This is a genomic window from Thalassotalea insulae, from assembly GCF_030161395.1.
GTDB lineage: Bacteria > Pseudomonadota > Gammaproteobacteria > Enterobacterales > Alteromonadaceae > Thalassotalea_E > Thalassotalea_E insulae.
Genome location: NZ_BSST01000001.1, coordinates 676542 through 689740 on the forward strand (window position 1 = coordinate 676542; position 13199 = coordinate 689740).

The 13199-nt window shown below is 39.9% G+C and carries 13 protein-coding genes; 4 read left to right on the plus strand and 9 right to left on the minus strand.

Features of this window, described 5'->3' with window-relative positions; genetic code table 11:
- Positions 1-9: 9 nt before the first annotated feature.
- From QQK06_RS03205 to QQK06_RS03215, 3 genes are all read right to left on the minus strand, one after another.
- A complete protein-coding gene (locus QQK06_RS03205; RefSeq protein ID WP_284243154.1) occupies positions 10-1440 on the minus strand; it encodes a DNA recombination protein RmuC in 1431 nt (476 codons plus the stop codon).
- 102 nt (positions 1441-1542) lie between these two features.
- On the minus strand, positions 1543-1764 hold the full coding sequence (locus tag QQK06_RS03210) for a TIGR02922 family protein (RefSeq protein ID WP_284243156.1): 222 nt from the start codon (positions 1762-1764) through the stop codon (positions 1543-1545).
- Positions 1765-1998: 234 nt separating this feature from the next.
- Positions 1999-3528, minus strand: coding sequence for a fumarate hydratase (locus tag QQK06_RS03215; protein ID WP_284243157.1), 1530 nt, complete (start codon positions 3526-3528; stop codon positions 1999-2001).
- A gap of 150 nt (positions 3529-3678) precedes the next feature.
- Between QQK06_RS03215 and pabB the strand changes: the two genes are divergently transcribed.
- From pabB to QQK06_RS03230, 3 genes are all read left to right on the plus strand, one after another.
- Positions 3679-5100 (plus strand): aminodeoxychorismate synthase component I, encoded by a 1422-nt coding sequence (pabB, locus tag QQK06_RS03220; protein WP_431313630.1) that lies wholly within the window; start codon positions 3679-3681, stop codon positions 5098-5100.
- Positions 5101-5682 carry a CoA pyrophosphatase gene (locus tag QQK06_RS03225; protein WP_284243158.1) on the plus strand — a complete coding sequence of 194 codons (582 nt, stop codon included), beginning with the start codon at positions 5101-5103 and terminating at the stop codon, positions 5680-5682.
- Positions 5683-5814: 132 nt separating this feature from the next.
- Entirely contained in the window at positions 5815-7191 is a 1377-nt protein-coding gene (locus tag QQK06_RS03230) for an L-serine ammonia-lyase (protein ID WP_284243160.1), read from the plus strand.
- A 73-nt stretch (positions 7192-7264) separates the two neighbouring features.
- Here QQK06_RS03230 and cysB read toward each other — a convergent pair whose 3' ends face one another.
- Complete coding sequence (cysB, locus tag QQK06_RS03235; protein WP_284243162.1) at positions 7265-8239, minus strand: HTH-type transcriptional regulator CysB; 975 nt, start codon at positions 8237-8239, stop codon at positions 7265-7267.
- A gap of 299 nt (positions 8240-8538) precedes the next feature.
- On the opposite strand from cysB, the gene QQK06_RS03240 reads away from it, so the two are divergent.
- Positions 8539-9306, plus strand: a complete 768-nt coding sequence (locus QQK06_RS03240; RefSeq protein WP_284243164.1) for a hypothetical protein — start codon at positions 8539-8541, stop codon at positions 9304-9306.
- Positions 9307-9916: 610 nt separating this feature from the next.
- Here QQK06_RS03240 and QQK06_RS03245 read toward each other — a convergent pair.
- From QQK06_RS03245 to QQK06_RS03265, 5 genes are all read right to left on the minus strand, one after another.
- Positions 9917-10474 (minus strand): YbhB/YbcL family Raf kinase inhibitor-like protein, encoded by a 558-nt coding sequence (locus QQK06_RS03245; RefSeq protein ID WP_284243165.1) that lies wholly within the window; start codon positions 10472-10474, stop codon positions 9917-9919.
- A gap of 79 nt (positions 10475-10553) precedes the next feature.
- A complete protein-coding gene (locus tag QQK06_RS03250; RefSeq protein WP_284243166.1) occupies positions 10554-11072 on the minus strand; it encodes a helix-turn-helix transcriptional regulator in 519 nt (172 codons plus the stop codon).
- Between the two features lie 41 nt (positions 11073-11113).
- Complete coding sequence (locus QQK06_RS03255; RefSeq protein ID WP_284243167.1) at positions 11114-11524, minus strand: DoxX family protein; 411 nt, start codon at positions 11522-11524, stop codon at positions 11114-11116.
- A 248-nt stretch (positions 11525-11772) separates the two neighbouring features.
- Complete coding sequence (locus QQK06_RS03260; RefSeq protein WP_284243168.1) at positions 11773-12618, minus strand: RNA polymerase sigma factor; 846 nt, start codon at positions 12616-12618, stop codon at positions 11773-11775.
- A gap of 59 nt (positions 12619-12677) precedes the next feature.
- Positions 12678-13157: a YybH family protein gene (locus QQK06_RS03265; protein ID WP_284243169.1), complete on the minus strand. Its 480-nt coding sequence runs from the start codon at positions 13155-13157 to the stop codon at positions 12678-12680.
- Positions 13158-13199: the final 42 nt, after the last annotated feature.

Here is a 13199-nt window from a genome sequence, read left to right on the forward strand (position 1 = left end):
GCTATGGCATTACTTAGTAACACTCAAACTTGCATTTTCTATTTCTTCAACCTCGGCTTTATGTAATTCCACCTGCTCTATTTTACTGAAACGGGTAGCAATTTTATCTGCCGACGTATGAATTTGCTTAACATCACCAGCCGCTTGGTCGATATGTTTTGCCAGATTATTAAAGCGAGTACGAAAGCGGCCAAAATCAGCAGATAACTCAGCTAAATGCGCTTGAATAATATGGACTTGTTCACGGGTTGCTTCATCTTTAATCACTGCGCGTGCCGTTGTCAAAATAGCCATCAAGGTTGTCGGTGATGTTAGCCACACTCTTTGCTTATTGGCAAACTCCACTAACTCAGGGTAATGACCATGTATTTCAGCAAATATCGCTTCTGCTGGTAAAAACATAATCGCACCATCTGCGGTTTCTTTCTCGATTAAGTATTTTTCACTGATATCTTTAATATGTTTTTTAATATCTGCCTTAAATTGACGCTCGGCCGCTTTACGTTCGAGTTCCACCACATTGATATCCGTCATTTTACGATAACTTTCTAAAGGAAATTTAGCATCTATCACCACGGTACCAGTTGGCTCAGGTAAAAACAGCACACAGTCGGCGATTTTTCCGTTTGATAAGGTATGTTGCAACGAAAAATGCTGCTCAGGTAAGACGTTGCGGATCAGTGAATTTAACTGTACTTCGCCAAATGCACCACGCGAACGCTTATCTGCCAAGACCTCCTGCAAGCTGACGACATTGGTTGATAACTCTGTGATCTTCTTTTGCGCATCATCAATTAACGCTAAACGTTTTAAAATATCATTAAAGGTTTTAGTAGTTTTATCAAAGCCATCCGCTAAACGCTTTTCAACCTGCTCACTGATTTCTTTGAGTTTATTGTCAGTGGCAGCTGTTAGCTCTTTCATTTTCTCGGCAATTTGTTCACTCGACGCTTGCAAGGATTTTCGCTGTTCATCACGATTCATCGCACTGGCTTTATTTAAATGCTCAACCAACTGATCAACCGCTTTTGATTGAGTCTGATTAAACTGCTGCTGGTGTTGATGTTGCACCGTTAACTGCTTTTCCGCCAATTCACTTTGCTGACGTAGTAACTTTATTTTACTGTCGGCTAACTGCTGATCGATACCATGCTTTAACTCATTAGCAGCGAGCGAACTTTGCTGATGATTTTGCGTAATACTGTGTTGTAGCTGCTGATGCTCTTTACTTAACAGCGCCTGCATCAGTTCAAGTTTATTGATTAACTGAAGCGCGTGATTATCACCAGCATTAGTGTTGTTATTGATTCGCTTTAACTGAAAAAACAAGATACCAAAACCAATAGATAGCAAAATAGTGAGCAGCATAGTTATGCACAGCACTAACTCTAATGGAGATAAATCAAAAGAAACAAGCAGGGATTCAATCAAAGATTTCAAGGAGACACTCCAACAAACACTGTATTTATTACCAGTTATTAGAGCATATTTTTTTAATCAGGTTAATGTTTTTATCTTAATAATGATCCAGTTAGCCAGCACTTAGTTTTCTGCCGCATCATCCATTTGTACTCGATCACCGATTTTGTTCAATATTTCAACTTCACCATTGCAAACCGCAATAATAGACTTGCCCACTTTATACTCTTCAGGAATAACCACCCGGCCATTTTCATTTTGCCGACAACATTTCACTTCATGCATCAATTCTAAGGAAATATCATTATAGTAAATGATGGTCACTGTTCTTAGCTTAGTCTCCATATTACCACACCCTTTTATTATTGATCAGCGCAACCTGTTGCGCGCTCCTTTAGGCAAGTCGAACTTTTAAATGGAATAAAATTTATACCGCAAGGTTCAACATGACCTAATTAAAGTGTAGTCATGAATCGCTAATTATGAGAAAAACAAATGATTAATTTCTAATCAGCAAGCAATAAAAAAACGCCTCATTAAGGCGTTTTTTCATCGTAATCAATAACTAGTACAGAAAAATTATTTTGATAATTGACTGTCTAATTCTTCGATTTTAGCCTGCCAAATTGCAGGACCTGTGACATGAGCTGATTCACCAGAGCTGTCAACCGCTACCGTGACTGGCATATCTTCCACTTCAAACTCGTAAATTGCTTCCATACCAAGCTCTTCAAATGCAACAACTCGAGATTTTTTTATAGCCTTAGACACTAGATAAGCAGCACCACCAACGGCCATTAAATAAACGGACTGATGGTTTTTAATACTTTCAACCGTTGCCGGACCACGTTCGGCTTTACCAATAGTGCCCAGTAAACCGGTATCCGATAACATCATTTCAGTAAATTTATCCATACGAGTCGCCGTTGTTGGGCCAGCAGGACCAACCGCTTCATCGTTAATCGCATCCACCGGACCTACGTAATAAATAAACTTATTAGTAAAATCAACGCCCTCAGGTAAGCCCTGGCCTGACGCCAACAACTCCTGGATTTTCTTATGAGCGGCATCACGACCCGTTAAAATTTTACCCGACAACAATACCGTTTCACCGGTTTTCCACTCGGCAATATCTGCCTTAGTTAAACCGTCAACATTAACCCGACGAACATTCTCACCCACTTCCCAGGTAATTTCTGGCCACTCTTCTAACTTAGGTGGTGTTAAATCTGCCGGACCTGAGCCATCTAAATGAAAGTGCACATGACGGGTAGCGGCACAATTAGGGATCATCACCACAGGCTTAGATGCAGCGTGAGTTGGCGCAGAATTAATTTTCACATCAACAACTGTGGTTAAGCCACCTAAACCTTGGGCACCTATACCTAATTTATTGACACGCTCATAAATTTCTAAGCGTAACTCTTCTTCCGCATTTTGTGGGCCGCGATCTAATAATTCCTGAATATCAACAGGATCCATTAAACTTTCTTTGGCCAATACCGCGGCTTTTTCAGCAGTACCGCCTACACCGATACCCAACATACCTGGAGGACACCAGCCCGCTCCCATCGTTGGTAGGGTTTTCACTACCCAATCAGCAATCGAATCACTAGGATTAAGCATCACCATCTTGGTTTTGTTTTCACTACCGCCACCTTTTGCGGCAATCATCACTTCCACTTCATTGCCGGCAACCATATCAAGGTGAACAACAGCCGGGGTATTGTCTTTAGTGTTTTTACGTGCGCCTGTTGGGTCTTCAACAATAGATGCACGTAACGGGTTATCCGGATTCATATAAGCGCGACGAGTACCTTCATCCACCATTTGCTGTACTGTCATATCGGTTTTGTCCCATTTCACGTCCATTCCCACTTTAACGAAACAAGTGACAATGCCGGTATCCTGACAAATAGGACGTTTACCATGCGCCGACATCCGAGAGTTAATCAAAATTTGTGCGATAGCATCTTTCGCTGCCTGACTTTCTTCCTTGTGATACGCTTTTTCCAGCGCCTGAATAAAGTCCAGTGGATGATAGTAAGAAATATATTGCAATGCATCTGCAATACTGTCGATTAAGTCTTGCTGTTTAATGATAGCCATGATTGCCCTTCACTTTTTTAGTTGTAGCTAATAACATTTACCACCGTTTACGCGAAAATGTTGAAAGTTATATTTTTGCCGATATGATACCCTGCTTAACAACGGCTCGCCACTATAAAGCTAACTCCGTACAACGATTAGGTAACAAACTTGCTGCAACATTCTAACGTAATAATTAAGGCTGCTCCCTTAAACTTTAGTCAAACTATTTCTCCAAGTAAGTTGTTTGCTCACTTGGCTGCTCAGCCCTGGTCTATGTGGCTAGACTCTTGTCAAAGTCAACATATCGACAGCCGTTATGACATTATCGTGTGGCAGCCTAGAATCACCCTAACCACGCAAGGGGAAACCACAGAAATACATTATTATGACGAGCATAAAAAACTGGTTAACACCCTAACAAGTAACCAAGATCCTCTAGCTTTATTGCAACAAACCCAGGCACAAAGTTTTGCTGATATAGAAATCGCTGACACTGAGCTGCCTTTTAACACTGGCGCTGTTGGATATTTTAGTTATGATTTAGGCAGACGATTTGAGCAACTGCCTGTTAATGCTAAACGTGATATAGATATGCCGGAAATGGCAATGGCGATTTATCATCACGCGCTTATTTTTGATAACCACCATCAGCGATATTTTCTGGTTTGCCCTGAACATCAGCGCACAGCAATAGAAGACATTCTTATTAAAACACTGACACAGAAAGTAATGAGTGACGCGCAGTTTCAATTAACTTCACCTTGGCAAGCTAACTTAACCAAAGCCAGCTACCAGAAAAAGTTTGAACAAATTCAGGCGTATTTACGCTCAGGTGATTGTTATCAAATCAATTTAACCCAGCGTTTTAGCAGTCATTATAAAGGAGATGAGTATCAGGCATACTTAACACTAAGAGAGAAAAATCAGGCGCCGTTCTCTGCCTTTATTCACTTACCTGAGCAAGCAATTTTAAGTATATCTCCAGAGCGCTTTCTATCGTTATCGAAAAATACGGTCCAAAGTAAGCCAATTAAAGGCACTATGGTCAGAAGTTCAGATCCGGCTCAGGATCGGGAAAATGCCAATATTCTCAGTCATTCAAGCAAAGATAAAGCTGAGAATCTGATGATCGTTGACTTATTACGTAACGATATCAGTAAAGTATGTTTACCTGGCTCAGTAAAAGTCCCGAAATTATTTGATATTGAAAGTTTTCCCGCAGTCCATCATTTAGTCAGTACGGTTGAAGGAAAGTTAGCTGATAATTTTACTGCTTGTGATTTGCTGCGAGGCGCTTTTCCCGGTGGTTCGATCACAGGAGCTCCCAAAATAAGAGCAATGGAAATTATTGATGAGCTTGAACCTCATCGTCGCAGCATTTATTGTGGTTCTATCGGTTACCTTTCCGCCTGTGGCAATATGGATACCAGTATTACCATACGCACTCTGGTATGTGAAAATCAACGCATTCACTGCTGGGCTGGCGGCGGTATAGTCGCAGATTCAAATGTTGATGCGGAATATCAAGAGAGTCTGGATAAGGTCAATAAGATTTTACCCATACTGGCAGAGCTTAATGAGTCGAGATAAATGACAAAAGATGAGTTTTTACATAAATTTCAGCTAAGTCCTTTGTTAGTCAATGACCAGCAAAAGCTATTACTCGCTCAACCCAAACATTTACGACAATCCGCGGTACTAATAGTATTAATCGAGCAAGACGGGTTGTTACAAGTATTACTGACCAAAAGAGCCAATCACCTCAAACATCACAGCGGGCAAATTTGCTTTCCCGGCGGTAAGGTCGAGCAAAGCGATAACAGCTTTATTGATACCGCGCTAAGAGAAGCACAAGAAGAAATAGGCTTAAGCCCAGATAAAGTGTCGGTTATTGGTCAACTCCATCCTTATCAAACCATTAGCGGTTTTAGTATCACACCTGTGGTAGCAATATTAGAGCAAGCGGTTGATTATCAAATAGATAACAATGAAGTGGCGGAAGTCTTTCAGGTACCATTACGGCATTTTCTCAATGCTAACGGTCACTTTAGTATTGATGTTCAACATCAAAGTGGCAATCATCAAGTGCACTTTATGCCTTACCAGCATTACAACATCTGGGGCGCAACTGCCGCTATCCTCAAAGACTTAATCCAGCTAATTACCCCATAACACCACATTCACAGCATTTTACATCTATAATATGCAAGAAAACTGTTTATCACTGTGATAACTTTCAGTTATCATTACCGAAGATAATTTTACAATTTGCATATAATGCAATAATTAATTCAGGTTTTATCCATGATCAGTGTATTTGATATGTTCTCCATTGGAATTGGCCCTTCCAGTTCTCATACGGTTGGCCCAATGAAAGCAGCCAAACTTTTTGTTGATCATTTAATTGAGCAACAATTACTGCCACAGATAGATTGTGTAAAAACAGAATTATTTGGCTCATTAGGCCAAACGGGTATTGGCCATGGTACCGGTAAAGCAGTGATCTTAGGTTTATCCGGTGAAACACCAGAAAAAATTGCGGTAGAAAGCATAGATAAAATATTAAACCAGGTAAATTCCAGCGAACAAATCGAGCTGACACCAGGTCATATCATCAACTTTCCAAAAAAAGACGCCATCATATATCATCGCAGAAAAACACTGCCTGCTCATGCCAACGCCATGACTTTATTTGCCTACCATAAAGGTGAAGTGATATTTGAAGAAACCTATTATTCCATTGGCGGCGGATTTATCGTTCAAGATTGTGACTTTGAAAAAGAAAAAAACAAAGCGTTGTCATTACACGCTAATATTGATCGTCCGCATAAGTTTACTTCCGCGGATGAATTAATCGGTCTGGCAACCGAAAAAGGTTTAAGCATCAGCACCATCATGATGGACAATGAAAAATGCTTAAACGATGAAGCAATAATTAACCAAGGGCTAGTAGAAATTTGGCAGGCCATGCATGCAAGTGTTAAGCGCGGTATGCGAACCGAAGGCATTCTTCCCGGAGGTTTAAAGGTTAACCGAAGAGCACCAGCGCTTTATCGCTCTTTATCAGTAGAAAATAATAATGATCCATTAAGCGCCATGGACTGGGTCAATCTTTTTGCCTTATCTGTTAACGAAGAAAATGCCGCAGGTAGCCGGGTTGTCACCGCCCCAACAAACGGTGCAGCCGGCATCATTCCAGCGGTGCTTTGTTATTACGATAAGTTTATCAAACCAGTGGAAGACGAAGACTGTATTCGCTACCTGTTAACCGCCGCTGCGATTGGCATACTCTATAAAACCAATGCAACTATTTCAGGCGCAGAAGGTGGTTGTCAGGCGGAAGTAGGCGTCGCTTGTTCGATGGCAGCAGGAGCATTAACGGAAATAATGGGCGGTTCACCTAAGCAAGTAGAAAATGCCGCAGAAATTGGTATGGAACATAACTTAGGTCTCACTTGTGATCCGGTTGGTGGTCTAGTACAAGTGCCTTGCATCGAGCGTAACGCCATGGGAGCGGTAAAGGCCATTAATGCTTCTCGATTAGCGCTAAGAGGTAGCGGCACTAACAAGGTATCACTGGATAAAGTGATTAAAACCATGTGGGAAACCGGCAATGATATGAAAACTAAATATAAAGAAACTTCCCGTGGTGGTTTAGCCGTTAATATTATCGAGTGTTAATCTAGATACGTTAGCTAATTAAAAAAGCCGTTACTGCTAGCAGTAACGGCTTTTTTACAGATTTACCACTGAGTTATTTGATCGGTAACTCAATATCAGCAAACATTTCTTCGACTTCCGCATTATTTTTCAATAACACCGCACGAGTGACTAGATCACGATTTAAATGTGGGGCAAAGCGTTCAATAAAGTCAAACATATAACCCCGTAAAAACGTACCACGTCTAAAACCAATCTTAGTAGTACTGGCCCTAAATAAATGACTGGCATCAATAGTGACTAAATCACTGTCTAGTTTAGGATCCATCGCCATAGTTGCAATCACGCCAATCCCTACCCCCATACGAACGTAAGTTTTAATAACATCTGCATCTGTGGCAGTAAAGGCAATTTTAGGTTCAACCCCAGCCTTATTAAATGCATCATCTAATTCTGAGCGACCAGTAAAACCAAAAACATATGTCACTAATGAATATTTCGCAATGTCCTCAATGGTAATATTAGTTTTATTCGCCAAAGGATGATCAGATCTGACAATAATACTGCGATTCCAGTGATAGCATGGCAACATGATCAAATCATTGTATAAATGAAAAGATTCCGTTGCGATAGCAAAGTCTGCATCCCCTTTAGTTGCCGCATCGCTAATTTGTGCCGGTGTTCCCTGATACATATGCAAAGACACTTTCGAATACTTTTTCATAAAGCCCTGAATGACATCAGGCAAGGCATAACGAGCCTGAGTATGAGTCGTAGCAATTCGCAGCTTGCCCTCATCAGGCTGAGTATGCTCACGAGCCACCGCTTTAATCGCTTCGACTTTAGAGAGAATTTCAGTGGCTATATTGATCACTTCTTTACCCGCGGAGGTAACATGAGTGAGGTGCTTACCACTACGACCAAAAATTTGAATCCCTAATTCATCTTCTAGCATACGTACCTGTTTGCTAATACCCGGTTGGGAAGTAAATAAGCTTTCTGCCGTAGCAGAAACATTCAAATTATTGTTTTGTACTTCGACAATGTAACGTAGTTGTTGCAGCTTCATAATGATTCGTCAGTGTGGCTTATGCAAAAAATATATACTTAAATAAAGATTTATTCCATAGAAATTTATAGCTTTTGAAAGAGAATTTTCAGAAAAACGCTTACAAAACAAAAAATGTAGGAAATTTACAACATAAAACCATATTTAAGCGTAAATATCAAACAATCTGATTAAAATCTAATTAATTTTCACCAAATAAAACATTTGATGTAAAAGCAGTAGTTAACTCTATGCTAAGCAGCACATTTTTTGTAGACTGATAGACAGAAATTAATTGCGTCTTTGGTATGAGTATTAGTATGGGTATAATAATAGGCTTAGTAGTAGCTTTGATAGTTGTTGTTGTTGTTGTCAATGCCATTCAACAGCATAAAGAAAAACAAGAGCAAGAAAGACGTGCAAAAGCTGCCAAGCAAAAAGCTATTATCGATGAAACTGAAGAACTTATTTTAAACCTGACTCATCTGCCATCAAACCCTAAAGTTGTTGAAATTCTTAACCGCCGAAGTTTGAGTGCATGTAAAGCAATGAGTCAAATTATGCCTGAAGTTAAAGGTATTAAAAATCGTATTCAGGAAATGGAAGCAAGATTATCAGCGTCGGAAGACTTAGCAGCTTCAGCCACAGGTAGCGATGAAAAATTCATTTTACCGGATAATGAACAGCAACTGGTGGTTATTTTACAAACCATCAAAAAGCTAAGACTCATGCTAAAATCAGAGCAAGCAAAAGGCGCCTTAGATGCACAAACGTTTATGCATGAAGATCAAAAGTTCGATGTTATGCAACTGCGTATTAGTGTAGAAAGTTTATTTAAAAGAGGCATGCAGGCATACAATAAAGAAATGCTGGGTTCTGCGCGACAATATTTTGAAAAAGCATTACAAACCTTAGTTGAACACCCCTTACAAACCGAGTACACCACTCGTAAGCAAGAAGAAGTTGAAAATCAATTAGAAGAAATCACGACTGCGCTGAAAAGCTCCAATGCCAAAGACGCCGCGAAAAAAGCAAAAGCGGAAGAGGATGACTTGGATTTACTATTTCAACCGAAAAAGAAATGGTAATAAAGTCACGTTATCAAAAAAAGCCCAAGCAATGCTTGGGCTTTTTTATTGTCAATTGACTATTCAGCTGTTAAATCGATCATAGAATTCAACGATAAAAATATAATGATTAGGGATAGCCTATGCTAAAAAATCACCATCACTTCATTATAGCCAACGGTTAGAACTATCGTTTGAATTTTACCACGGGTTGTTAGGCATCGTTAAGCGCTCTGTGGATCTGCTTATCCAACCGATTAGTTCATTTAAAAGCAACATCTTATAATAAATTAGAGTTATTTTAATAACAAACAAGACAGAGGTAGATGAAATGGAATTTAAACGTAAGACTATATTATTAATAACAGGATGACTGCTAACAGCCTGCACCACAAGCAGCCCACCAGTCAACAGCAATTTAGCAGTTGCCCATTTACTCACTAATATCAATCTAGTGATTGATGATTATCAAGAAAAAGCCAAAGGGCATTGTGATAAAGCATGCCAAACAGAAGTTCAGCAAATCAAAGATTTTATTAACAACAGAATAAAAAAATAGCCCTTAAGATTTTAGGCTTAAAGCATTATTCATAGGCTAACCACAGTCTGGTTAGCCTAATCAATTTTCTAATTAATCTCTTTGATACAACGCTTCAATAGTGCTAGTGGCAAGTGCATTGGCATTAAGCATATAGCCAGTAAGAGCCGCCGACGCATCTACTGGCAGTTCCAACTGCTCTACTTTTAACGCATAAACCGTAAAGCGATAATGATGTACACCATGACCTTGCGGTGGACAAGCCCCGCCAAAGGCATTGCTGCCATAATCATTGCGCATTTGCATACTGCCTTTTGGTGCCAAGGTATTATCCCCTTTGCCTGCACCTGCGGCAAGTTCGGTGACATCAACTGGAATATTAATAATTTGCCAGTGCCACCAGCCACTGCCCGTTGGCGCATCAGGATCATATGCCGTAACAGCAAAGCTTTTCGTCCCCTCAGGTGCGCCGCTCCATTTCAACTGAGGCGATAAATCATCCCCGGTGCAACCAAAGCCATTAAATTCCTGCGCTTTGGCCATAAATTTCCCTTGAGCAATATCCTGACTACTGAGTTGAAAAGAATCAGCCAATGCTGAGCCTGCCAATGATAATGAAATAAGAGAAGCGAGTGACAATTGCTTGAGCATAAAAATTCCTTATTAATTTAACTGAGAATAATAACTATGATAACGAATTAACGGCTAAGTGATAGCCCTTAATCTGTCATTATTTCGCCCTAAACCGCCAGTTTAGTTTTTTCAATGCCAATGGTGTTAGGCCAAAACGCGTTTTAAAACGACTGGCAAACCGTGATTGTGACTGATAACCGCATTGTTCAGCAATATAACTAACAGCATGTTCAGTTGTTTGCAGTAAATGCAAACCATGCCCTAACCGCACTTGATCTTTAATATCTTGCACTGAACTTGCTTCTGCCGCTAACTTTCGTCGTAAACTTGATTCACTCATTGCCAGTTGCTGACAAATATCTGTTATCGATAGCTCTTTCGCAGCAGATTGATTAAATAAAGGATAAAGTGTCTGCCCTACTTTATGCGTGCCAGCCATCGTTAGAATATCCTGATAGCCTAAATAGCAAAGCAATTGAAGTAATTTGTTTCGCCGTAATGACCATAATGTCTGCGGCGCATACAATGACCATTCAACAAATGGTTGTAAACGCAGGCTTAATTCAGCGCTTACCGTACCTAAACAAAAATGCTTACTACGCGCTTTTGGTCGCACGAACTCAGCAAAGTCCTGTGACTCAAACTCAATCAGTAACGTTAGGAATTCAACTGATTTGCTGGTTTACCTATTTGCGGATAGCCAATGCAAATAAGCGCGGCAATCAGCAGCACGCTATATTCAATACCATTACTCCCAGAACCAACAACAAACCAGCCGTGCTGCCAATGCACCAGCACTAACCCCGTGAAATATATCCCAATATACATATTGCATAAATAAGGTAATTTTTTACCCCAAGCTAATATTGGCGAACCAAGCACCTCAACTAACGTCACTCCCCATGCCAGCGCGAGGCCAAAAGGAAAGCCCCGACCGGTTAGCCATTGACCAAAAGGTTCATAGCCGCCGCTAAGCAATCGATGCCAACCATGACTGGCAATAATGATCGCGACAATGAAGCGTAAGATGATAAAAGCGTATCCCTGATTAGACTTTTCCGACCACATATTAAACCCTTAATCATTTTTGTAGTTATTAGAATAATAATAAAATCAAAACGCTAGCATGCCGTATTTAACCTTACCAGGCAAACCACACAGCAAAAAGAAGCTATTGCACGCCAATGCGTCACCTCAGTTATTATCACGTTATTAGGCAGCAGCTTTATTTACGCTAACCATAACTCCAATTAAGCTGTATTATTCATATACCAACCGTAGATAGAAAAATAAAATGCTATAGACCTAAACCAAACTTACTGACACACATGTTGCAATGCTTTGTTCGATTTAAGCGCATCTGTCACCAGCGAGGTTATCATCGCGCTAAGGTCAACGGGACATTCGTGGTGATTTATTGATTGTTGTAACGCCAAACTTTTTAAGCTTTGCTGAGTCAGCAATAAAGAGGCCTTTACATCTTTATATGAATATTGTTTGTCTGAGGTAAAATATATATTGTTAACTGTAATACACTGCTTATTATGCACATCGGTTATTTTTCTTTCACAACTGCATTTTGCACAACTGTTCACCAAGCCACAGTTTTTCGAAGTAAATCCGATCACTTTCGCTCTTGCACGCGAAAGCTGTTGACGAAAATTGTCTTTCGATATTTGTAATATTTCACTCGCTTCAATGTGCTCCATTTCATATATATCGCCAAGAATATAAGCCATCCGATGATCGGGCTTTAAACACAGTAACATTGCCATGGTACAAGATATACGCAATTCATTTAGCAACGTCTGATAACTGGGATCATCCTGTAATAACGTTGGTTCATGTAATCCGTTTTCCAAATCCTCTTTAAATCTATCAAAAGTTAACCCGAGCTCTTTACTTAACAGCTTCTTTTCTGAAATAAGGTAGTTAGCGGCCACGCTATACACCCAAGTAGTGAACTGACTTTTAAATCGAAATGACGATAAATTGGTAATTATCTTAATTAATATTTCTTGTGTCGCATCTTTAGCATCTTCCGGGTTGACTAACATTCTCAAAGCTAACGAGTAAACGTTATTTTGAATGGCTTCAGTTATCCGCTCTAATGCCTTTTTATCGCCACGTGTTGCTTGAGCGACTAATTTTTCAATTTCCATACGAGTCCTTAACGTCGCACCATAACAATCAGTGCGACATAATCCAAAAATTCAGGAATTTAATTATTTTCCATTAATGATTGACCGTGTGGGTTATCGATGAGCAACAACCACTTGCCATTTTCTTGCTTACGAAGTACTGCGACCGATAAACCACTCTGTTCAAAAGTAGTGCCGTCAGGTGCTTGACCAACCATTCTCCAGGGAGCCAGATGCAACGCTACATTATTCGCAATATATACTTCATGACCATTAGGATATTCAAATTGGGGATTTACCTGAAATGCACCTTCAAACATTTCACGAAGTACCGCAGCATCGGAAATTTTTTCCCCGGCTTCAAACATAACAGATGCTCCATCTTCATAATTCGATAGCACACCGTCTATGTTTTTATTATTAAACGCCGAAGTCATTGTCATAATAGTTGTTAAAACTTCTGTATTGTCATTATTCATTAACTTTTCCTCTTCGCTCGCTGTTACTAACGTACTTAGTAAACTGGATGTAAGAAGAATGAATGCACCATACTTTTGCATCGCTTTTCTTCCTTATACTATATGTAAGGTACGTCAGGTTAT

Bases quoted from the DNA above. Each gene is read 5' to 3' on its own strand.
- QQK06_RS03210 (WP_284243156.1), bottom strand. From the start codon at position 1,764: ATGGAGACTAAGCTAAGAACAGTGACCATCATTTACTATAATGATATT.
- QQK06_RS03215 (WP_284243157.1), bottom strand. From the start codon at position 3,528: ATGGCTATCATTAAACAGCAAGACTTAATCGACAGTATTGCAGATGCA.
- QQK06_RS03225 (WP_284243158.1), top strand. From the start codon at position 5,101: ATGACAAAAGATGAGTTTTTACATAAATTTCAGCTAAGTCCTTTGTTA.
- QQK06_RS03230 (WP_284243160.1), top strand. From the start codon at position 5,815: ATGATCAGTGTATTTGATATGTTCTCCATTGGAATTGGCCCTTCCAGT.
- cysB (WP_284243162.1), bottom strand. From the start codon at position 8,239: ATGAAGCTGCAACAACTACGTTACATTGTCGAAGTACAAAACAATAAT.
- QQK06_RS03240 (WP_284243164.1), top strand. From the start codon at position 8,539: ATGGGTATAATAATAGGCTTAGTAGTAGCTTTGATAGTTGTTGTTGTT.
- QQK06_RS03245 (WP_284243165.1), bottom strand. From the start codon at position 10,474: ATGCTCAAGCAATTGTCACTCGCTTCTCTTATTTCATTATCATTGGCA.
- QQK06_RS03255 (WP_284243167.1), bottom strand. From the start codon at position 11,524: ATGTGGTCGGAAAAGTCTAATCAGGGATACGCTTTTATCATCTTACGC.
- QQK06_RS03260 (WP_284243168.1), bottom strand. From the start codon at position 12,618: ATGGAAATTGAAAAATTAGTCGCTCAAGCAACACGTGGCGATAAAAAG.
- QQK06_RS03265 (WP_284243169.1), bottom strand. From the start codon at position 13,157: ATGCAAAAGTATGGTGCATTCATTCTTCTTACATCCAGTTTACTAAGT.